The 21,118-nt window shown below is 71.8% G+C and carries 21 protein-coding genes; 8 read left to right on the top strand and 13 right to left on the bottom strand.

Annotated elements, in window-relative coordinates; translation table 11 throughout:
- The first annotated feature begins 100 nt into the window (after positions 1-100).
- Together AAEP80_RS06845 and AAEP80_RS06840 are read left to right on the top strand one after the other, a co-directional pair.
- Positions 101-610 (top strand): MarR family winged helix-turn-helix transcriptional regulator, encoded by a 510-nt coding sequence (locus AAEP80_RS06845; protein WP_420366469.1) that lies wholly within the window; start codon positions 101-103, stop codon positions 608-610.
- Between the two features lie 9 nt (positions 611-619).
- Positions 620-844, top strand: coding sequence for a hypothetical protein (locus tag AAEP80_RS06840; protein WP_402728165.1), 225 nt, complete (start codon positions 620-622; stop codon positions 842-844).
- On the opposite strand, the gene AAEP80_RS06835 is transcribed toward AAEP80_RS06840, so the two are convergent.
- The 6 genes from AAEP80_RS06835 to AAEP80_RS06810 form a co-directional block, all read right to left on the bottom strand.
- The gene (locus AAEP80_RS06835; RefSeq protein ID WP_420366468.1) at positions 841-1,683 is read right to left on the bottom strand and encodes an NAD(P)-dependent oxidoreductase; all 843 of its coding nucleotides are present in this window, start codon (positions 1,681-1,683) and stop codon (positions 841-843) included. The genes AAEP80_RS06840 and AAEP80_RS06835 overlap by 4 nt on opposite strands.
- 84 nt (positions 1,684-1,767) lie before the next feature.
- A complete protein-coding gene (locus AAEP80_RS06830; protein WP_420366467.1) occupies positions 1,768-2,841 on the bottom strand; it encodes a peptidoglycan DD-metalloendopeptidase family protein in 1,074 nt (357 codons plus the stop codon).
- A 20-nt stretch (positions 2,842-2,861) separates the two neighbouring features.
- A complete protein-coding gene (locus tag AAEP80_RS06825; protein ID WP_420366466.1) occupies positions 2,862-3,182 on the bottom strand; it encodes a hypothetical protein in 321 nt (106 codons plus the stop codon).
- A gap of 132 nt (positions 3,183-3,314) precedes the next feature.
- On the bottom strand, positions 3,315-4,058 hold the full coding sequence (locus AAEP80_RS06820) for a lysophospholipid acyltransferase family protein (protein WP_413602809.1): 744 nt from the start codon (positions 4,056-4,058) through the stop codon (positions 3,315-3,317).
- A gap of 82 nt (positions 4,059-4,140) precedes the next feature.
- Positions 4,141-5,997: a DNA helicase RecQ gene (gene recQ / locus AAEP80_RS06815; protein ID WP_413602810.1), complete on the bottom strand. Its 1,857-nt coding sequence runs from the start codon at positions 5,995-5,997 to the stop codon at positions 4,141-4,143.
- Positions 5,998-6,007: 10 nt separating this feature from the next.
- Positions 6,008-7,126 carry a CPBP family intramembrane glutamic endopeptidase gene (locus AAEP80_RS06810; protein ID WP_420366465.1) on the bottom strand — a complete coding sequence of 373 codons (1,119 nt, stop codon included), beginning with the start codon at positions 7,124-7,126 and terminating at the stop codon, positions 6,008-6,010.
- A 36-nt stretch (positions 7,127-7,162) separates the two neighbouring features.
- On the opposite strand from AAEP80_RS06810, the gene AAEP80_RS06805 reads away from it, so the two are divergent.
- Positions 7,163-8,146 carry an EamA family transporter gene (locus AAEP80_RS06805; RefSeq protein ID WP_420366464.1) on the top strand — a complete coding sequence of 328 codons (984 nt, stop codon included), beginning with the start codon at positions 7,163-7,165 and terminating at the stop codon, positions 8,144-8,146.
- A gap of 107 nt (positions 8,147-8,253) precedes the next feature.
- Here AAEP80_RS06805 and AAEP80_RS06800 read toward each other — a convergent pair whose 3' ends face one another.
- The gene (locus tag AAEP80_RS06800) at positions 8,254-8,688 is read right to left on the bottom strand and encodes a GNAT family acetyltransferase (RefSeq protein ID WP_281266942.1); all 435 of its coding nucleotides are present in this window, start codon (positions 8,686-8,688) and stop codon (positions 8,254-8,256) included.
- 111 nt (positions 8,689-8,799) lie between these two features.
- Here AAEP80_RS06800 and AAEP80_RS06795 point away from each other — a divergent pair, with 111 nt between their 5' ends.
- Together AAEP80_RS06795 and AAEP80_RS06790 are read left to right on the top strand one after the other, a co-directional pair.
- Positions 8,800-9,603: a class E sortase gene (locus tag AAEP80_RS06795; RefSeq protein ID WP_420366463.1), complete on the top strand. Its 804-nt coding sequence runs from the start codon at positions 8,800-8,802 to the stop codon at positions 9,601-9,603.
- Positions 9,600-9,782: a hypothetical protein gene (locus AAEP80_RS06790; protein WP_420366462.1), complete on the top strand. Its 183-nt coding sequence runs from the start codon at positions 9,600-9,602 to the stop codon at positions 9,780-9,782. The genes AAEP80_RS06795 and AAEP80_RS06790 overlap by 4 nt, the downstream gene beginning before the upstream one ends.
- A 30-nt stretch (positions 9,783-9,812) precedes the next feature.
- On the opposite strand, the gene AAEP80_RS06785 is transcribed toward AAEP80_RS06790, so the two are convergent.
- The 4 genes from AAEP80_RS06785 to AAEP80_RS06770 all read right to left on the bottom strand — a co-directional run bounded on the left by AAEP80_RS06785 (position 9,813) and on the right by AAEP80_RS06770 (position 15,902).
- Positions 9,813-12,797, bottom strand: a complete 2,985-nt coding sequence (locus AAEP80_RS06785) for an AAA family ATPase (protein WP_420366461.1) — start codon at positions 12,795-12,797, stop codon at positions 9,813-9,815.
- A complete protein-coding gene (locus AAEP80_RS06780) occupies positions 12,797-13,981 on the bottom strand; it encodes an exonuclease SbcCD subunit D (RefSeq protein WP_420366460.1) in 1,185 nt (394 codons plus the stop codon). The genes AAEP80_RS06785 and AAEP80_RS06780 overlap by 1 nt, the downstream gene beginning before the upstream one ends.
- Positions 13,982-14,043: 62 nt before the next feature.
- Positions 14,044-15,180 (bottom strand): S24/S26 family peptidase, encoded by a 1,137-nt coding sequence (locus tag AAEP80_RS06775; RefSeq protein ID WP_420366459.1) that lies wholly within the window; start codon positions 15,178-15,180, stop codon positions 14,044-14,046.
- A gap of 122 nt (positions 15,181-15,302) precedes the next feature.
- Positions 15,303-15,902, bottom strand: a complete 600-nt coding sequence (locus tag AAEP80_RS06770) for a hypothetical protein (RefSeq protein WP_420366458.1) — start codon at positions 15,900-15,902, stop codon at positions 15,303-15,305.
- 253 nt (positions 15,903-16,155) lie between these two features.
- Here AAEP80_RS06770 and AAEP80_RS06765 point away from each other — a divergent pair, with 253 nt between their 5' ends.
- The 3 genes from AAEP80_RS06765 to AAEP80_RS06755 are packed head-to-tail and all read left to right on the top strand — an operon-like array spanning position 16,156 to position 17,751.
- Positions 16,156-16,740 (top strand): MarR family winged helix-turn-helix transcriptional regulator, encoded by a 585-nt coding sequence (locus tag AAEP80_RS06765; protein ID WP_420366457.1) that lies wholly within the window; start codon positions 16,156-16,158, stop codon positions 16,738-16,740.
- On the top strand, positions 16,737-17,231 hold the full coding sequence (locus tag AAEP80_RS06760) for a MarR family winged helix-turn-helix transcriptional regulator (protein WP_420366456.1): 495 nt from the start codon (positions 16,737-16,739) through the stop codon (positions 17,229-17,231). Before AAEP80_RS06765 ends, AAEP80_RS06760 begins: the two co-directional genes overlap by 4 nt.
- A 10-nt stretch (positions 17,232-17,241) precedes the next feature.
- A complete protein-coding gene (locus AAEP80_RS06755) occupies positions 17,242-17,751 on the top strand; it encodes a mycothiol transferase (protein WP_281266933.1) in 510 nt (169 codons plus the stop codon).
- A gap of 79 nt (positions 17,752-17,830) precedes the next feature.
- On the opposite strand, the gene AAEP80_RS06750 is transcribed toward AAEP80_RS06755, so the two are convergent.
- On the bottom strand, positions 17,831-19,924 hold the full coding sequence (locus AAEP80_RS06750) for a DEAD/DEAH box helicase (protein ID WP_420366455.1): 2,094 nt from the start codon (positions 19,922-19,924) through the stop codon (positions 17,831-17,833).
- A gap of 264 nt (positions 19,925-20,188) precedes the next feature.
- Positions 20,189-21,043, bottom strand: coding sequence for a polyphosphate kinase 2 family protein (locus AAEP80_RS06745; protein ID WP_413602822.1), 855 nt, complete (start codon positions 21,041-21,043; stop codon positions 20,189-20,191).
- Positions 21,044-21,118: the final 75 nt, after the last annotated feature.

The raw sequence follows: 21,118 nt of genomic DNA, 5'->3' as shown, positions 1-21,118 counted from the left end.
TCGTTGCAACGGTGTTTCCGGGCCGCGTCACGGGTGTTGCGCCCGAAACCCGTGCCCGTCATCACTAGACGCTCTAACTAGATCGTCTAGCATTGTCGCCATGACGACGGAGGTGACGACACGCGCCCCCGGTTTCTGGTACGACGACGGATCCCGGATCGACGCGGTCGACGTGCTGAACGCCCTCCGGCGGTACCGCACCGCCGAGAGCGCGTCCCAGCGCCGGGCGCGCGAGTCCCTCGGCATCGGCGAGAACGCGATGGCCGCGCTGCGGGTCCTCGTCGACGCCGACGCCGCCGGCCGGACGGTGAACGCCAAGCAACTCGCGGAGCGGCTCGGGATCACCGCCGCGTCGACCTCAGCGCTCGTGGACCGACTCGTCCGCACCGGTCACGTCGAACGCCACCCGGACCCGACGGACCGACGCGGTGTCATCCTCAGCGCGTCCGGACCCGCGATGCGCCGTGCACTGCTCGTCATCGACGACCTCGAGTCCGGGCCCCTCGGGGTGGCTGATCGGCTCTCTGCGGAGGATGCCGCTGTGATCGTCGGGTTCCTCGACGAGATGACCGCGATGGTCGACGCTGTCGACTCCGGATCCCACGCGTAGCCTGATCGCATGAGCGAGGCGCGGGACACCGATCACCCCCGGACGCACGAGCCCGAGGACGACATGCCCTTCGCCGAACTCGACAACCGGGCGCGGGCCGAAGCCGCACTCCGTCGCATCCGTGACGGCAGCGACCCGACCCGAGAGGCGTTCGACCTCGCGAACACCATGAACGACGAGGCCGTCGGGCGACTCGGGGCCCGCGTCAGGGGCTGGTTCCGCCGCTCCCGCTAGAAGGCCGTCCCGACCGCCGCGATGTCGTCGTCCCCGTGCCCGGCGGCACTCGCGTCCGCGTAGACCCGGCCGAGTGCGTCGAGGAGCGTCGTGGACACACCGGCAGACCGTGCCGCTTCGGTGATGAGGCCGATGTCCTTCCGGAGGCCGTCCAGCGCGAACTGCGCGGGGTACTCCCCCGACAGCATCGACTTGCCCTTGGTGTGGGCGTAGGCGGAGTCGCTCGCCGATCCCTCGATCGCCTGGAGGAAGAGCTCCGGGTCGATCCCGAGCCCCTTCGCGATCGCCAGGGACTGCCCGGTCGCGGCCGTGATCGAGGCGATCCACGCGTTGGCGGCGAGCTTCAGCGCGGTCCCTTCGCCGACACGGTCGCCGGCGCGGACGGTCTTCGCGCCGATCGCGTCGAGCACGGGGTCGACGCGGTCGAGCACCTCGGCGGGACCGGCCGCGAGCATCGTGAGCTTGCCCTGTTCCGCAGGTGCCTTCGTGCCGAGCATCATCGCCTCGACGAGGGTGATGCCGTACTTCGCGGCGATCTGCACGATGGTCTCGGTGCCGTCCACTCCGACGGTCGAGCACTGCACCCAGACCGCGGTCGCCGGTGCCTCGCCGGCGGACTGTTCGAGGACGTCGACCACCGCGTCGGTGTCGAAGAGGGTCAGCAGGACGACCTCGGCGTCCGCGACGGCAGTGCCCGGGTCGTCGGCGACCGTCGCTCCCTGGTCGCCGAGCGGCAGCGCACGTTCGCGGCTGCGGTTCCAGACGGTGACCTCGTGTCCTTCGCGGAGCAGCGACCCCGCCACGCCGGCTCCCATGGCCCCGGTTCCCAGTACCGTCACGCGCACGTGCGTCTCCGTTCCGTCGCGACACCCTGTCGTCGACGCATCGCACGCTACGCGCCGCGGGTCAGAGCAAGCCGCGGGTCAGAGCAAGCCGCGGGCTCCGAGCCAGGCGGCGGGGTCGCGCGGGACGCCTCCGATGATGACCTCGAAGTGCAGGTGCGACCCGGTCGACACCCCGGTGCTGCCGACGGCGCCGATGCGCTCGCCGGCAGCGACCACCTGGCCGACGCGGACGCCGATCTGCGACAGGTGCCCGTAGCGCGTCTGGGTGCCGTCGGCGTGCTGCAGGAGGATCTGGTTGCCGTACCCGCCGAACACCCCGGCCGAGACGACCGTGCCGGGCATCGCCGCGACGACGGTGGTCCCGGTCGGTGCTGCGAAGTCGAGACCCTGGTGGTTGGTCGAGCACGCGGCACAGCCATGCACCCAGCGCCCGCCGAAGCCGCCGGCCGCCGGGATCGTCCCGGCGACCGGTCGCACCACCGAGACGCCCGGGGCAGGCACGCCGGCAGCCCCGACCAGACCCCGGGCGGCCTGCGGGGCACGAGCGATCGAGAAGCCGTCGCGGTCGACGGAGAGCGCGACACCGTCAGGGGCGACGTACTCCTGCGTGTCCATCACCGCCATCGCCCGGTCCTCGGGCGGCGCCGCCATCGCGGACTGCGGCGAGGCGACCGTCACGAACAGGCACGCAGCGACCGCGGTCGCGGTGATCGGAACGGTCTTGGGGGTGCCGATGGCGCTGCTGATGCTGCGCAGCGGGATCGTGAGCGCCTGTGTGGCCGTCCGCAGCGCGAGGGCGGCAGGTGCGGGCCTGACCGGACGCACGTCGCGACGGCTCGGCAGGACGGTGGGGGCGGGACCCGCGGGACGCAGGTCACGACGGCTCGGCAGCACGGTGTCGGGACGGGCGAGTGGCGTCGCGACGGTGGCCGGACGGGAGGCTCGGATCCACTCCGCCCCGGATCCGTGCGTCACCCGCATGGTCGGTGCAGCGGCACGCGCGGAGTCGCGCCCGCGGAGGCGTCCTGCTGGCGTGGGTTCCGGAACGGCGGGAGTCGGCACCGCCGCTCCGGACATCGAGGACGCGACGGCTGCGTTCACCGCGTCGCGAGCCGGGCCGCGCGGACGCATCGGGAGGCCGTCGATCGTCATGTCGGGTGCCGTGGCGGATCTCAGGAACGGACGACGCCGTCGGCGACGATCCGGTCGAGCTCGGTCACGACGGCGTCGACGACGGCGCGGGTGATGGCGTCGGCGACGGCTTCGACGAGGGCGAGCTGTTCGGTGCCGACGGCGTACCCCTTCGGGAGCGCGGCACCGATGCGGGCGGGGATGTCGTCGATGGCGGCGACGAGGGCGGCCGGGACGAGCGCAGACGGCGCGTCGACCGGGGCCGTCGTCGGCGACGTCGGCGCCGGGGTGATCGTTGCGCGGACGGCGACGGGGCGCTCGCGGTGGCGGGCGATCGAGTCGAAGAGGGGCGTGGTCGACATGCTGCGTGCCTTCCGGGTCAGGTCTGCGGTGCGCCTGGTCCGGTTCGGGCGGTCAGGCGGTGCCGATCGGCACAGCCCTATTCAATCACTGATATTTCGTATGTGCAATAGGAGACTCCCAGCACGCAACGATCAGTCTGGTTCGACGGCCTCACTCGGGTCGTCGCGGTGCAACACGCGGCGCACCCGCTCGACGATCGTCGCCGGCGGGTTGTTGTACGCGTTCGCCGGCTCTTGCCCGCTCATCTCCTGGATGGCCGCCATCACCGCGTCGGTGGCGTGACGCCTCGCCCGACCGGACGACGCCTCGCCGAAGGTGGACAGGTCGATCGGCTTGCCGAACTCGATCGTCACGCGGGCGAGCTTCGGGATCCGAGAGCCGACGGGCTGGACGTCCTCGGTGCCGGTGAGCGCGACGGGCACGACGGGCGCACCACTCGTCAGCGCCAGCCATGCCACGCCGGTCCGACCGCGGTAGATCCGGCCGTCCAGGGAGCGTGTGCCCTCGGGGTAGATCGCGAAGGCCTCGCCCTCGTGCAACCGTGCGAGGCCGAGGTCGAGGGCGTGCTGCGCCGCTGCTCCTGCTCCCCGCTCGACCCCGATGGCGCCGATGCCGCCGAAGAACGCGCGGGACAGCGCACCGCGGAGCCCCTTGCCCGTGAAGTACTCCTGCTTCGCGAGGAACGAGACCTTGCGCGGCGCCATGATCGTGATCGCCGGAGAGTCGATGAACGACCGGTGGTTGCTCGCGAGGATCACCGCGCCGCGCTTCGGGACGTTCTTGCGGCCGATGATCTTCGGGCGCCAGACCGCGCGGGCGAGCGGTGCCACCACGGCACGTGCGAGCACGGTGGTGAACATCGTCGAACCGGGCACCTGCTGCCTCCTCGTGGCGGGAGGTTCCGAGTGTAGTCAGGCACCAACGGGTTCCATGCCGCGCGGGGCATAGGTCGGCAGGTCACTCGGCGGCGGCCACCACGTCGAGCACGGCACGTCCGTACGACTCGAGCTTCGCGGCACCGACACCGGAGATCTCGGCGAGCTGGTCGACGTCGGACGGCCGAACGGCCGCGATGCCCCTGAGGGTCGCGTCGTTGAAGACCACGTACGCCGGGACGCCCTGCTCGCGGGCCTGCGCCGCACGCCAGGAGCGGAGCGCCTCGAACAGGCCGAGCGCTTCCTGCGGCATGTCGGAGACCACCTGACGACGCGATCGGCTGGCACGGGGCGCCTTGACCGGGTCCCGACGCATGAGCACCTGCACGCGTCCACCGAGCACCTCCGCGCTGCTCTGGCTGAGCACGAGCGTGCCGTAGCCGTCGCCGGACACCGCGGCGTACCCCTGCGCGAGGACCTGCCGCGCCACCGTGCGCCATTCGCCCTCCGACAGGTCCGACCCGATGCCGAAGGTCGCCAGGGATTCGTGCTGGAGCTCCTGCACACGGGGCGAGTGCTTGCCGACGAGGATGTCCACCAGGTGCGCGACGCCGTACCGCTGTCCACGCTCACGGTCCAGGCGGACGATCGTCGACAGGAGCTTCTGCGCGGGGACCGTGCCGTCCCAGGACTCCGGCGGGGCGATGCACGTGTCGCAGTTGCCGCACGCGGTGGATTCCTGCCCGAAGTACGCGAGCAACCGGACCCGCCGGCACTCGATCGTCTCGCACAGCGCGAGCATGGCGTCGAGGTGCGCGCTGAGCTGCCGACGGTGCGCCGCGTCCCCCTCGGACTGGTCGATCATCCGGCGCTGCTGCACGACGTCGTTCAGCCCGTAGGCGAGCCACGCCGTCGACGGCTGCCCGTCACGACCGGCACGACCGGTCTCCTGGTAGTAGCCCTCCACCGACTTCGGCAGGTCGAGGTGCGCCACGAACCGGACGTCGGGCTTGTCGATGCCCATCCCGAACGCGATCGTGGCGACCATCACGATGCCCTCTTCGCGGAGGAACTGCGACTGGTTGCGCTCGCGCACCCGCACGTCGAGGCCCGCGTGGTACGGCAGCGCCGGGATGCCCTGGTCCACGAGCGCCGCGGCCGTGCGCTCGACGGAGTTGCGCGACAGGCAGTAGACGATGCCGGCGTCACCCTTGTGCTCCGTCCGGATGAACGTGAGGAGCTGCTGCAGCGCCCCGGTCTTCGGCTCGATGCGGTACTGGATGTTCGGCCGGTCGAAGTCCGCGACGAAGTGCGCCGCGTCGTCCAACCCGAGGCGCGCGGAGATCTCGCGGTGGGTCTGCGGCGTGGCGGTGGCGGTCAGGGCGACGCGCGGCACGGTCGGCCAGCGCTCGTGCAGCACGCTCAGTTCGAGGTAGTCCGGACGGAAGTCGTGGCCCCACTGCGCGACGCAGTGCGCTTCGTCGATGGCGAAGAGCGCGATCTGCGCACGGTCGAGCAGCGCACGGGTGGACTCGAGCCGCAGCCGTTCCGGCGCGAGGTAGAGCATGTCCACCTCGCCCTGGACGACGGCGCGCTCGACCCGAGCACGCTCGTCCGGGCCCTGCGTGGAGTTGAGGAACGCGGCCTTGACGCCGTTCGCCGCGAGGGCGTCGACCTGGTCCTGCATGAGCGCGATGAGCGGCGACACGACGACCCCCACGCCGTCGCGGACGAGCGCGGGCACCTGGTAGCAGAGCGACTTGCCGCCACCGGTCGGCATCAGGACGAGGGCGTCCCCACCGGTGACGACGCGGTCGATGATCGCCGCCTGTTCGCCGCGGAAGTCGTCGTAGCCCCACACCCGGTGCAGGACGTCGAGTGCGGCGGCGCGCGACGGCGACACCGCGGGGGGCGCAGCAGCGGCCGAGGTGGTGCTCATGCCCACGAGCCTACGGGCGACCGGCGACACCCAGTGCGTTGTCCACAGGGTCGGCCACGGCGGTGGAGCCGGCCACGCCCTCGGAGCGAGCGGGCGCGCCCGACCAGCCCGTGCCTCCCGGCCGGACCCAGCGCGACCCGCCTGCCCAGGCAGGCACCGGGCCGCGGAACCGCGGCGCCTCGGACCCCGGGAACCGGCGGTCGAGGCCGGAACGCCGGGCCATGAACTCGATCATCCCCCAGTAGAGGAGCGAGGTGCCGAGCGTGATGAGCCAACCGACGGCGGAACCGTTCGACGAGTCGAGGTCGATCTTCGACCACCCGGGCGCCTGCAGCACGAAGATCGTGACGTTGTTGAGCGCGTGCTGCAGGATCGTGGCTTCGAGGCCTCCGGTGCGGAGCACGATGATCGCCGCGATGAGCCCGAACGACCCGACGTCGAGGATGCCCCAGATGTTGTAGCCGTTCGGGACGTGCAGGATCGCGAACACCACCGTCGAGACCAGCACGGCGATGACGGCGCCGGCCTTCCGCAGCGGGATCCACGCGCCGATCGTCTGCATGAGGAAGCCGCGGAAGACGTACTCCTCTGCTGCGGCCTGGAACGGCACGAGCAGCACCACGAGGACGATCGTGAGCGTCAGCGTCCCGAGTGTCACGGTGGACTGACCGATCGCGTCGGTGTTCCAGTGCACCCCGGACCCGTCGATCGTGTACGTGCCGGCGGTCTGGATGCCGACCATGATGAGCGCCAGGACGAGGAGCGGCAGCAGGCAGCGTGCCATCCACCTCCAGCGGACCCGCATCCGCACGCTCGACAGCTGTCCGATCGGTCCGAGTCGGGCGATCCGCACCGCGATCATGATCGACGGCAGCAGCACCACCAGGGACACGATCGTCATCGAGAGCACGACCGGGTCGGTCGGGTCGAGCGCCCCTGACGACAGCTGGTCCTGGAACGCCCGGAGCCCGTCCGGGCCGCGCTGCACACCGATCGGAACGAGGTACGCGACCGCGATGAGGACCTGCGTCGCCAGGTAGAACCCGAGGAAGACGGCCAACGCCACGAGCGGCCGCCACCAGCGCCAACGGCCGTCGACCCGGAACATGCGCTGGTAGGGAACACTCACGCTGGGCAGGCTACCGGGCGGGGCAGGATGGGACCCGTGCTCACCGTGATGCTCGGCCTCAGCGGCGCGCTCGTGTACGGGTTCGCGGACTTCCTGGGTGGGCTCGCGTCGCGGCGCGTCCGACCCGTGACGGTCGCCGCGATCGCCGCTGCCGTGGGCATGGCGCCGCTCCTGGTCGGGCTGGTCGTCGTCGGGGCACGGTTCTCGTGGCAGGCGACGCTGTGGGGAGCGGTCGGCGGGGTGTCCGGCGGCGTCGGGGTGCTGCTGCTGTACGCCGCCCTCGCGATCGGGCCGATGAGCGTGCTCTCACCGCTGACCGCCGTGTTCTCCGCCGTCGTCCCCGTGGTGGTCGCACTGATCAGGGGAACGGTGCTGTCGCCGGTGGCGATCGGCGCACTGGTGGTCGCGGTGGTCGCGGTCGTGCTCGTCGCGTCGGTGCGGGACACCGGCGGCGCTCGGCTCACCACGCGCGGCGTGCTCGCGGCGGCGGTCGCGGGGTGCGGGTTCGGCGGGATCGTGCTCGCGTTCAACGAGACCCCTGGAGACTCCGGGGTCGCGCCGCTGGTGGTCGCGCGGGTGCTGCAGGCGCTCCTGCTGGGTGCGGCGGCGGTGCTGTCGGCGCGGGCGGCTCGGTCGGCGCGGCCCGCTCGGTCGGCGGGGGCGGCTCGGACCGCTCGGTCGGCTCGGTCGGCTCGGTCTGGAGGCGCGGTGGTCGTCGCGTCGTCGGCCGCGGCCGACGGGGTGGCCGGGTCCACGGCCCGCGGCGGCTCGGTTCGCGGGCTCGCGCTGGTGATCGTGGCGTGCGGGGTGTTCGACGCGATGGCGAACGTGTTCATCCAGACCGGACTGCACTCGAGCACGGACCCGGCGACGCTGCCGGTGATCAGCGTCCTCAACGCGCTCTACCCGATCGGCACGGTGGTGCTCGCGGGCCTGGTGCTCCGGGAGCGGCTCACCGTGCTGCAGGGGGTCGGCATCGGGTTGGCGCTGGCTGCGTCGGTCGCGCTCGCCCTGTCCTGACACGTCGGGCGGGGCGAGACTCGGGCTGGGCGACAGTTCTCGCGACGATCCGCCCGAGAAGTGTCGCTGAGCGCGAGACTCGGGCGGGGGACGGCGGGCGGGGTCCGTCAGGCGTCGGGGATGAGGCGCTTGCCCATCGACACCGTGTGGTCGTCCGCGTAGCCGAGGGCCTCGTAGAAGCCGATGACCTGCTCGTTGCCGGCGCGCACCTGCAGGTTCAGCTTCGGGCAGCCCATGTCGGCGAGCAGCCGCTCGAACTCGGCCATGAACGTCCGCCCGAGCCCCGATCCCTGCAGGTCGGGCTGCACGGCGAGGTAGTTGACCCAACCGCGGTGCCCGTCGAACCCGGCCATGCCGGCGGCGACGAGGCGGTCGGCGCCCTCCGGGTCGGTCGCGACGAGGAAGAGCTCCGGCTGCACCGAGAGCTTGCGCGCGATGTCCTTCCGCGGGTCGTTCCAGGGTCGGACCAGGCCGCAGGTCTCCCAGAGGGCGACCACGGCCTCGGTGTCGTCAGGGGTGAACTGCCGGATGACGTACTGCACGACACCACGCTAACTGGGGTGTGCAGAACTCCGTCAGCGTGGCGTCCTCGTGGTCTGATAGACCTGAGCGTCGTCGACCGCGACGACTGTCCCCTCCGGATCGGGAGCCACGTGACCGCACACGAGACCCTTCCCTCGCGCCGCAGCGCGCGGGACGAGCGTGCCCGGACGAAGCGGGGACCTCGTCCTCGGCAGACCGTCGGCGGCGCGATCGTGTCGCTCATCGCCGAGCTGCTCATCATCGCGGGCGCCGTCACCGGGTTGTACGTGGTGTGGACCGCGTGGTGGACCGACGTCGTGGCGAATCAGCACCAGACCTCACTGGTGAAGGACCTCGGGCAGACCAAGGCGAAGCCGACCGTCGGGACCGAGCACCGAGGTACCGCACCGGTGTTGGCGGAGCCGCCGAACGTCACGGACGTCTTCGGCACCATGCAGATCCCGCGCTTCGGAACGGACTACAACCGTCCCATCGGCGAGGGCACGAACCGCGAGAAGGTGCTCAACACCATCGGACTCGGCCACTACCAGGACACCGCGATGCCCGGCGCCGAAGGCAACTTCGCCGTCGCCGGCCACCGCGTCACCTACGGCAAGCCGCTCAACCAGATCGCCGAACTCACGACCGACGACGCGATCGTCGTCCGCGTCACCGACAAGGCCACGAACTTCGACGTCTGGTACGTCTACAAGGTCACCGACAGCCAGATCGTCACACCCGACCACATCGAGACGATCGCACCCGTCCCGAACAAGCCCGGCGTCCAGCCCACCGCCGACGACCGCTGGCTGACACTCACCGCCTGCCACCCGATGTGGTCCGCCAAGGAGCGCTACATCACCCACGCCAAGCTCGACTACTGGATGCCCGCGTCCGAGGGGACGCCCAAGGAACTCTCGGAGACGCCCAAGTGATCTTCCCGCTCGTGTGGCGACTCCTGCCCGGCCCGACCGCCCTCAAGGTCCTCGAACTGATCGTGCTGCTCGCCGCACTCGTGTTCGTCCTGTTCACCTGGGTGTTCCCCTGGGTCGCAGCCGACATCCTGCCCCCACCCGACGGCACCGTCGACACCTCGGCGACGCCGACACCCTGAGGTGGGACCGGCGGATCGAGGTCGTCCGGGTCAGACCGTGGTGCTGACCTGTGAGCCACCACCCGGAGCACGGCGGACAGCGATCCGCTCCGGGATGCGCTGCTTGAGCTCTTCCACGTGGCTGACGATGCCGACCTGCCGGCCGCCGGCGGTGAGCTTGGACAGCTGACCGATGACGCCGTCGAGCGTCTCGGGGTCGAGCGTGCCGAAACCCTCGTCGACGAACAGCGTGCCGAGCGCGACACCACCGGCTTCGGCCTGGACGACGTCGGCGAGCCCGAGCGCCAGGCAGAGCGAGAACGTGAAGGTCTCGCCCCCGGACAGGCTCCGTGGATCACGCGTCGTGTCGGTCGTGTGGTCGCGGACGGCGAGCGCGAGACCGGTCCGTCGAGCTCGGGCACCGGATTCTCGTTCGTCCGAGGTCTCGAGCGTGAAGCGGCCGCCGAGCATCGTCCGGAGACGGTCGTTCGCGGCGGCGACGACGTCCTCGAAGCGGCGCATGAGCACGTACGTGCCGAGGGTGATCCCGGTGGGGTTCTGCCCCGGTACCCCGGCAGCGATGTCGGCGAGCCGCACCACCGCTCGGCTGCGTGCTGAGGTGGATTCCCGCGCGGACACGGCACGCTCGAGATCCCCGGCACACCGCTCGCTCGCGTCGGCCCGCTCACCAGTCGTCGCCGCCGTCCTGGTCGCCTCGTCGAGGACCTGCGCGGTGCGGGACGTCTCGGCACCGGCGGCGTCGAGGTCGATCGTGGCCGGATCGTCATCGGCAGCCTGGACGACGGCGGGCTCCGCCAGCCCGGCATCGACGACCGCGCGCTCGCGATCCGCATCGTCGACGATCGTCCGGAGCCGCTCGGCGTCGTCCGCTCCGAGCACCGCTGCACGAGCAGCGGCGACATCCGCGAAGTCCTGGGCACGGACGGCTACGGTGACCTCGGTCGCACGCTCCGCGACGGCCGCGGTGGCGATCCGGACCCGCTCGACGGCCTCGGCGACCGCGCGGAGTGCCTGGATCCGGTCGTCGACGGCGGACACCGCCTCCGGCAGTCCATCCGGCTCGACGTCGAGGTGTCCGGCGAGGGTGGCGAGGGCGTCGACGACGGCAGTGGTGTCCTGCTCCACGCGATCCGAGTCGTTCGCGGTCGTCGCGAGGAGCACCTGCCGACGGGCGTCGACGTCGTTGCGGTCTTGTTCGAGGGCCCGTGTGACGTCGTCGTGCGCGGCGCGGTCCCGCTCGCGTTCGGCGACCGTCGTGGCCGCGGTCCGCGCCGCCCGGACCCGCTCGTCCGCGATGGCCGCGCGGCGATCGAGTTCTTCCGGCTCGACGCTGCCGACCGCGGCGGTGAGCCGTTCCTGCTCCGCGCGCTCGACGGCGAGGGTGGTCGCCGCGGTGGCGAGGGCATCGTCCGCCCGTCGCGCGGTCGCCGCTGCCTCGGCGATCTGCGCCGGCGTCGGGTGGTCGTCCTGCGGCGTGGCGACCGCCGGGTGCTCCACCGAGCCGCACACGGGACAGGCGTCGCCTGGCTGGAGTGCCTGACCGAGCTCTCCGGCGAGCCCCGCGATGCGCCGCTCGCGCAGGTGCTGCTCGGCGACGAGGGCGTCCTGCGCCGCCGATCGCGCCGACGCCACCGATGTCTCCGCTGCCTGGACGCGTGTACGCGCCGCCGCGAGATCGACGACCAGCCGACGGAGGTCGCGCACGGCGTCGGCTTCGTGACGGGCGGTTTCGGCGTCAGCGGCCGTCTCGGCAGCAGCGCGAGAGGCATCCACGATGCGCGCACGTTCCGCCGGACGGGCTTCGAGCGCCGCGTCGAGTTCGGCGAGCCGCGTGCCGAGTCGCTCGGCCTGCGCGCGGGCGTCGTCGACGGCCCGTCGCCGTTCGGGGAGGGCGAACGCGACGGGGACGAGGTGTCGGACGGCTCCGACGAGCTCCGAGAGGCGGTCACGCTCCCCCGCGGTGTCGTCGGCGGTGACGTCGTGCCGGAGTCGGAGCGCCGCGAGTTCCTCGGCGACGGTGTCGGCACGTGCACGAGCGGCATCGAGGCCGTCCGCGACCGCCACCACCCGCGCTGCTCGCTCGGCGAGGGACAGCCGGGCCCGGGACTCGGCGACGGCGTCCGCTCGTTCGTCGAGTGCCGCGGACCGGGCGAGCAGGGCACTGCGGCGATCGAGTGCGGCGCGGCGCTGGACGACCGACTGCTCGTGCTCGACGGCTGCACGGGCCGCCGCTGCCGCCGCGGTCCTGGCCGTGACCGCGACATCGGCGATCCGCCGGAGCTCGAGGACGATCGCCGGGACCTCGGACTCGTCGACCCCGGGGAGATCGAGCGTGGTCCGACCGGAGGCTTCGGCGAAACGCGCGAGGGCGTCTCGCACGCGTGCGTCGGCTGACTCCACTTCGGCTGCCGCTGCCCGCCGCCGTGCCGCGAGCTCGTCGGCGGTGCGGTCGTAGATCTCGGTGCCGAACAGCGACTGCAGGAGCTTCCTGCGCTCTTCACCCGGTGACTTCAGGAAGCGGGCGAACTCGCCCTGCGGCAGCACCACCGTCTGCAGGAACTGCGCGCGGTCGAGTCCGACGATCCGGGCGATCTCGGCGCCGACCTCTTGCGCGCGGGCGGAGATCGGCTCTCCCGCCGGGTCCGTCGGGTGCGCGAGCCGGACGAGCTGCGCCGAGGATTGTTGTCGCACCGTGCCGGTGCCGCGCTGCTTCGGGCGGTCGTACTGCGGCGTGCGCCGGACACGGAAGACGCCGGCACCGGTCTCGAACACGAGCTCGACGAACGGCTCGACCGCGGGGTCGGCGTGCTGGCTGTGCAGCCGGTCGGAGCTGGCGTCCGAGCCGGCGAGTCCGCCGTACAGCGCGAAGACGACGGCGTCGATGATGGTCGACTTGCCGGATCCGGTCGGTCCCTCGAGCAGGAAGACCCCCGACGCGGCGAGCGCGGCGAAGTCGATCGAGACCAGGTCCGGGTACGGACCGATGGCACGGAGTTCGAGGTGGTGCAGGTACATCAGCGCACGGTCCCCTCGTGCACGGGCCCGTCCTGCTGCGACAGGGCGGCGGCAGCGGATTCGTACGCTTCTTGCAGCACGACGAGTTCTTCGGCCGTCGGGGCCCCGCCGGTCGCGAACGTCACGAAGTCGGCAGCGACCTCGACCGGGTCGGACGTCGCGGTCACCGCTCTGGACGCCGAGCGCGCCGGAGCGTCAGCGGGTTCATGGGTGATCGCGAGTGCGTGGGGGAACCGGTCCTTCACCCTGGCGTACATCCGCTCCGGGTGGACGGTGTCGGTGACGGCGACGCGGACCCAGGCATCGGCGTGCTCGGCGAACACCCCGGACTCGATGTCGTCGAGCGGGCCACGGACGTCCACGAGTCGGCGGGGCACGGGTGTCGGGACGAGTTCGACCGAGACCGTGCCGGCGGCGTCGAGGTCGACGAGGGTCACCGACTTGGTGTGGTGCCGCTCACCGAACGAGAACGCCAGGGGCGACCCGGCGTAGCGGATCCGGTCCGAGGCCCCGACGCGCTGTGGCCCGTGCAGGTGGCCGAGGGCGACGTAGTCCACGCCGTCGAACGCGGACTCGGCCACGCGGTCGACGCCCCCGACGCGGATGTCCTGCTCGCTGTCACTCGGCTCGGCACCGCCGACGAAGGCGTGGGCGACGACGACGCTCCTGGTGCCGGACCGCTGTGCGAGGTCGCCACGGACCCGGTCCATCGCGGCGCCGACCACTGCCTGGTGCGATCGGGCGAGGGGTTCGTCCGGAACGTCGGCGAGGGCGTACCGAACCATGTCGGGCTGCAGGTACGGGATGCCGTAGACCGCGACCGGCCCGTCGGCGTCGTCCACGAGGACCGGTTCGGCGATGCGTGCCGGCTCGGCGAGGATCCGCACGCGGGCGTTCATCACTCCGGAACCGAACCCCAACCGGGCGGCGGAGTCGTGGTTGCCGGGTGTCACCACGACGGTCGCGACCGCTGCCAGTCGTTCGAGCGTCGAGGACAGCATGCGCACGGCGTCGACCGGCGGGATCGCGCGGTCGTACACGTCCCCGGCGATGACCACCAGGTCGACCGATCGCTGCACGACGACCCCGACGAGGTGGTCGAGGAACGCCGCCTGGTGCTCGAGCAGATCGGCGCCGAGCAGGGTGCGGCCCAGGTGCCAGTCGCCGGTGTGCAGGATGCGCATGCCCGTCACGGTAGCGCCGTCCTCGGACATCCCGGGGCACCGCGCCACCGGCTGTGGACAACTCAGGCGCAGCTGAGGTTCGTGCCGACGAGGGCCGTCTGGATCCGGGCGGTCGCGGTGCTGGTCGACGTCCAGTTGCCGACGAAGTTGACCCGCACGGTGACCGTGTAGACCTGGCCGAGGCTCAGGATCCCGGAGCCGACGAGCTTCACCGGGCTGGTCGTGCCCGTCGCGAGTACCGTCGTGCCGTTCATGACCGAGAACGACGTCGCGGTCGGACCGCCGTACGCGAACCCGATGTTCACGGAACCGTCGCCGTTGGCGGTGCACGCGAGCGTCGTCGCCTGCGGGACGGTGAGGGTCGCGAACGACGACGTCGGGTTCACCGTCGTCTTGGCGAACGGTGCCGCGACGGCCTGCGCGGGCAGGAGCACCCCGAGTCCGCCCGCAACGAGCACCACCGCGGCGGCGCCACCGGCACGACGGAGACGCCGCACCCGCCGGACACGACGGCGGAGCGCGCGACGCGACAGGAGGTGCCGACCGGACCGGCCGTCGGCGGCGCCGGACGGGGCGGAGGTGGGATGAGCCTCCAGTCCGTCGTCAGCAGCCGGACCGTCACCGTCGTCACCATCGGAGGACGGGGACGCCAGCCGACGCAGCGAGCCGTCGATCGTGCAGAGGAACAGGGCGGCGGTGATCGCGAGTGCGAGGAGGACCACCCTGTGCCACTCGCCGTCACGGAGCCAGACGATGGGGGCACCGATGGACGGGATGCGGAGGAAGGCGACGCCGTGCACGGCAGCCCGGTCGATCGCGGTGGAGTCGCGCTGCGGGTTGGCGTCACCCTTGGTGACGAGCGTGCCGTCCGGTCCGGCCTTCACGAAGCGGTGCATGCGGAGGTGCCCCGGCTGGTCGGGGTCGTCGGCGAGCAGGATCTGCCCGAGCCGGATCTCCGCCTGGGCGACCGGGCGGGAGACGACCACGTCGCCGGGAGCGAGCCGCGGCTCCATCGAGCCGGTCATGACGGTGGTGGGGTGCCAGCCGATCACGGCGGGCGCGGCGGCCCAGAGGGCGAGGCCGAGGAGCGTCGCGACGATGCCGCGGGCGAGGGTGGCGACGACGACACGCCCCCAGTCGAGGACGTCACGGAGCGCATCGTGCGGTGTGCGTCCACCGCTGACTTCGATGCTGACCATGACTGCCTTCGACTGGGGGCGTGCTGGGGGTGACGGACGGGCCCGCATCGGGTCCGGTCCCGGACGTCACCGGTGGAGCCGGTCGGGCGTGCTGATCACGCGCCCGGCGTCGGTTCCGAGCCTCAGCTGTTCTGGGCCTCCCACGTGAGACCGAGGGAGGCGGTGCCGCCCTGGATCGAGTTCGGGGCCGAGGTGGGGACGGTGTAGGTCACGCGGAAGACACGCGACTCGGACGCGGACCCGGTCGGGGCCCAGGTGCCGACGCCGGTCGCGAAGTTGGTCGACGCGGTGCCGAACGCGGCGAGCGTGCCCGAGTAGAGGTTGCCGCTCGTGCTCGCCGGGGTGAAGCCGGTGCAGGAGCCGAAGCCCCCGCCGGTGCCCTGGTCGATCGAGATGGTGATGTTCGACGCGAGGGCGTTCGTGGTGGCGGCGTTCGTGCCGTAGAGCTTGACCGTGGAGGCCAGCGAGCCGGTCGACGTGACGGTGATGCAGTTGGAGCCGGTCGAGCCGGGCTTCAGGCCGGTCGCGGTGAACAGCGCGGTGTTGTTGTCGTCGTCGGTGAGGGCCACGCTGCCTGCGGTCCAGTTGCTGGTCGGGTTCACCGTCGTGGCGGAGAACGCCGAGTACGAGGCGGTGGAGACGACGACACCCGATGCGACGAGTGCGGCGGGGATGGCGATCCAGGCGGCCAGACGAGCGGCGCGAGGGGTGACACGAGACATGGCGGTACTCCGGAAGTCGAGAGATCTGATCGGTTGGTTCGGCCGGGGCCGCGGTGGTTGGCCGCGCTACGTGCCGTGGTGGTGCTGAGCTCCGTTGCTACGACGATCAAGCTACTTGCCCTCCAAGCCACTCACAAGCCGAGACAACCCCCCACTGCTGGGGGTAGTTCGACGAGTGAGATACTTGTTCAATGAGCAGTACGACGGCAGGCCCGTGCCGTCGGCGTCACACGTACCCGAGAAGAGCCGCCCGATGACGGACACCCGACCACTCGAAGTCGACGCAGTCGCGCCGACCACACCAGCCGCACCCACCTCCCCCGCACCCACCTCCCCCGTGACCGCGTCGCCCGTGCCCGTCGGGCGCCGCACCACCGACGGGGTGGAGGACACCGACCTCGGCCGCCTCCTGACCGCCTTCCGCCTCATGCAGATGCAGCACGCACGCGTCCTCCACCACGAGAGCGTCGCGCGCGGCCTCAACGCGACGGACAGCCGCTTCGTGTTCTTCCTGGCGGCGGCCGACGGCGAGGGTGTCACCCCGAAGCAGTCGGGCGAGTACCTGGAGCTGTCCACCGGGGCGATGACGTCGCTGATCGACCGGCTCGAGAAGCGCGGCCACCTCGAGCGCCGCCCGAACCCGGACGACCGTCGCAGCATCCTGATCCACCTCACGGCATCCGGTGCCGCCGTCGCGCAGCAGATCGGTGCGCGCTACGCGGCAGCCTTCCGCGAGGTGACCACTGCGGAGGAACGGCAGCCCCTGGCCGACGCGCTCGCCCGGCTCGGCAACGCGCTCGAACGCCGCTCCGGACTGCACGCGGGAGCGTCCGCGTGACCGCCGTCGTCCCCGAGGACCCGACGGCACCGTTCTCCCCCGTCACCGGCGCTGCGCCGTCGACCGACCTGGAGCGCGTGCTCGAGGTCTACCGCCGCCTGCAGATCCACCACGCTCGACTCGTCCACGACGAAGCATCCGCCAGGGGCCTGGGGCTCACCGACCTGCGGTTCCTGTTCTCCCTCGCCGCACGACCAGGCGGCAGTGTGCTCCCCAAGGAGGCGACCGCGTACCTCGGGCTCTCCACCGGCGCGATGACGTCGCTCGTCGACCGGCTCGAGCGCGGTGGGTTCGTCCGACGCGTCCCGAACCCGAACGACCGGCGCAGTGTCGAGGTCGTCATCCTCGACGAGGGAGTCCGTGCCGTCGACGAGGTCAAGGAGATCTACCGGGACGCGTTCACGGCTGCGGTGCCGAGTGCGCAGATGGGGCTCCTCGCCGACGTGCTCGAGGCCTTCGACGCCGAACTGGCCGCCCACAGCCGGGCGTAGGTTCGGGGGCATGACCCCCTCCGAAGTCCTCATCGAAGCGTTCTCCCGCGTCCCGTCGACCGTCGCCCGTGCCGTCGAGGGGCTCTCCGAAGACCAGCTCGCATCACGCCCGGCAGCCGGGGCGAACACCCTCGCGTGGCTCGCATGGCACATCGCCAGGGGCCAGGACGCGCAGATCGCCGACCTCGCCGGCAGCGAGCAGGTCTGGACCGCCGACGGCTGGTACGACCGGTTCGGGCTGCCGTTCCCCGCCGAGGCGCTCGGGTACGGCATGTCCCGCGACGACGTCGGCAAGGTGCGCGCGTCCGCCTCGCTGCTCACCGGGTACCTCGATGCGGTGCACGAACGCACGGTCGCCTACCTCGGCACGCTCGGGCCCGACGACCTCGACCCGGTGGTCGACGACGCGTGGGACCCGCCCGTCACGGCCGGCGCGCGGATCGTCAGCATCCTGAACGACTGCACGCAGCACGCGGGCCAGGCCGGCTACGTGCGCGGCCTGCTCTTCTTCAACCGCTGAGCGGGAGCGCTGACGCGCAGACGGACGGGAGGCCCGGTGCCAGCTGGCACCGGGCCTCCAGTACATCCTGTGGTCGCGACTAGCGCGCGGCGAGCTCCGACACGATGCCGTCGCCAGGGGCTGCCTGGACGAGGTCGGCCTCGATCTCGGCGCGCTCGAGGATGCCCTCGATCTTGCGGACACGTCCGCGCGGGACGATGGTGACGACGGTGCCCTCCTTGCCGGCACGACCCGTGCGGCCCGAGCGGTGCATGTACGCCTTGTAGTCGTCCGGTGCGTCGGCCTGCACGACGAGCGAGACGTCGTCCACGTGGATGCCGCGGGCGGCGACGTCGGTGGCCACGAGCACGTTCACCCGACCGCTCGTGAGGAGCTGCAGGTTGCGGGTCCGGCGCGACTGGTTCAGGTCGCCGTGGAGCGAGGTCGCGCGGATGCCGGCGTCCTCGAACTGGTCGGCGAGCCGCTCGGCGTACGCACGGGTGCGGGCGAAGACGATCGTCTTGCCGTCGCCGGCGACGAGCTCCTCGAGGAGCTGGTCCTTCTGGCGCTGCTCGACCACGAGCACGCGGTGGTCGATCGTCGAGGACGCCTGGTCCTCGCCGGCGACCTCGTGCACGCTCGGCTCGTGCAGGAACTGCTCGACGAGCGCCGCGACCTGGGTGTCGAGCGTCGCGCTGAACAGCAGCTTCTGCGCGCGGTTGCCCTGCGGGGTGACCTGGGCGGTCGCCTCGAGGATCTCCTGCACGGGCTCGAGGAACCCGAGGTCGCACATGTGGTCGGCCTCGTCGAGCACGGAGATGACGACCTCGCTGAGGTCGAGCTTCCCCTTGTTCATGAGGTCCTGCACGCGACCGGGGGTGCCGACGATGATGTCGACGCCGCGCTCGAGCGCGCCCTCCTGGCGGCCGTAGGGGACGCCGCCGTAGATCTGCGTCGTGAAGAGGCCCACCGAGCGGGCGATCGGCTGCACGGTGCGGTCGATCTGCAGTGCGAGCTCGCGGGTCGGGGCGAGGATGAGCGCACGCGGGGCGCGGCCCATCTTGCGCTTCGTGCCGCCGCCGTGCTCCATGAGCTTCTCGACGAGGGGCGCGCCGAACGCGATGGTCTTGCCGGAGCCCGTGCGGCCGCGGCCGAGGACGTCCTTGCCGGCGAGCACGTCGGGGATCGTCGCCGCCTGGATCGGGAACGGGCTGGTCGCGCCCAGCTCACCGAGCGCACGGGAGATGTTGCCGCCGATGCCGAGGTCCGCGAAGGTCACGCCCTCGACGTCGGCCGCGACGGTCGCCTCGGCCTGGAGCTTCTCGAGCTTGACGTCGTCCGCGGGGACGAACCCCTTGCGCGGGGCGTCGTCGTGGTCGAACTTGCGCGGGGCACGGTCATCGCGGTCGAAACGGCGCGGGGCGCGGTCGTCGTTGTCACGACGGGGCGCACGGTCATCGCGGTCGAAGCGACGCGGTGCGCGGTCGTCACGATCTAAGCGACGCGGAGCACGGTCATCACGGTCGAAGTTGCGACGCGGACGGTCGTCGTTGTCACGACGGGGCGCACGGTCATCGCGGTCGAAGCGGCGCGGCGCACGGTCATCGCGATCGAAGCGACGCGGGCGATCGTCCTGGTCACGACGGGGCGCGCGGTCATCGCGGTCGAAGCGGCGCGGAGCGCGGTCGTCACGATCGAAGCGACGCGGGCGATCGTCGTTGTCACGACGGGGAGCGCGGTCGTCGCGGTCGAACCGACGGGGCGCGCGGTCGTCGCGGTCGAAGCGACGCGGGGCGCGGTCGTCGTTGTCCCGACGGGGCGCGCTGGGCCCCCGCGAGCCGGTTCCGGCGCGACGCGGAGCTTGCGGAGCGTCGGGGCGGCCGTGCGAGGAGGGAGCGTCGCGGTCGAAGCGACGGGGAGCGCGGTCGTCGCCACGGGCCGGACGGCCGGCGCCGCGGGGCTCCCACGAGGAACGCCCGCCGTCGCGGGGCTCCCAGTTAGGACGACCGGTGCGCTCGCCCTGCGACGAGCGGTTGCGGCGGTCCTCGGCGTCCCAGCGCTGCTTCTGGCGCGGTGCGGCGGGCTCGGCAGCGCGGAAGCCGCGGTGCTTGCTGCTGCGGGCGGCGGGGGTGCCGTTCGGGTGACGGGGACGGTCGGAGGCGCGCGAGTTCGCGCCCTTGTCGTACGGGGCCATGGATTCTTTCCGGGGTGCGGACATGCCACGCAGCCCGGCAGCGACATCGGCGGGGGCGGTTCGTGGAGAGGGGGTTCATCCCGTCGTCGGATCGACGGGATTCCAGCCCTCGAACTACACAACACCCAAACACGTCCGCGACTCACTGGCCGCGGTGTCGAAGGCCGACCGAGCGAGTCTACGCGACCACGCGCTCGGAAACCAGCCCCGCCGGTGTCCGAGGGTCCGTGGCGGAGGTGATCCGGGCCTCCAGGCCGGTGCGGATCAGGACTCGGCGAGCCGCTGTCGCTGCTCGGCCACGTCGAAGTCGGCGGCGGGCCACGAGAGGTGCATGTCCTCGAGCGCGCGGAGCAGGAGCTGCTGCACGGCGAGGCGGGCGTACCACTTGCGGTTCGCCGGCACGACGTACCAGGGCGCGACGGCGGTCGAGGTGCGGTCGAACACGATCTGGTACGCGTCCTGGTAGTCGTCCCAGAGCAGGCGCTCGTCGATGTCGCCCGGGTTGAACTTCCAGTGCTTGTCGGGGCGGTCGAGGCGGTCGCCGAGCCGGGCGCGCTGCTCGTCCTTCGAGATGTGCAGCATCACCTTGACGATCGTGGTGCCCTCGTCGGCGAGCCGGTTCTCGAAGTCGACGATCGCGCCGTAACGACGCTCGATCTCCGCCGGCGGTGCGAAGGAGCGGACACGCTGGATGAGGACGTCCTCGTAGTGGGAGCGGTCGAACACGCCGATCTGCCCGGCGGACGGGAGCTGCTGCTCGATGCGCCAGAGGAAGTCGTGCTCGCGCTCCTCGGCCGTCGGCGCCTTGAAGCCCGCGTAGTGCACACCGTTCGGGTCCACGGCACCGATCACGTGCGACACGATGCCGCCCTTGCCTGCGGTGTCCATCGCCTGCAGGACCAGCAGCACCCGGCGTTCGTCACCGCTCGTCGCCGCTGCCCAGAGTCGTTCCTGCAACGCGGCGAGGCGGTCGGCGCCGGCGGCGAGCGCCTCGAGCCCGTCGATCTTGCGGCCGGGAAAGCCCGGCGTGGACTCGGGGTCGACGTCGGCGAGGCGGAAGCCCTCGTCGACGCGCAGGAGCGGTTCCGGATCGGCGTTCCAGGCCTTGCGTCGACTCACGGGTCCTCCAGCGGTGGGTGTCCGCTCATCCTGGCACTCGTCGGTGAACGGTGTCATGCGCCGTCCACTCGCTCG

The sequence above is a fragment of the Curtobacterium sp. L3-7 genome (genome assembly GCF_048756585.1).
GTDB lineage: Bacteria > Actinomycetota > Actinomycetes > Actinomycetales > Microbacteriaceae > Curtobacterium.
This window is presented reverse-complemented; position numbering and strand designations above follow the sequence as displayed.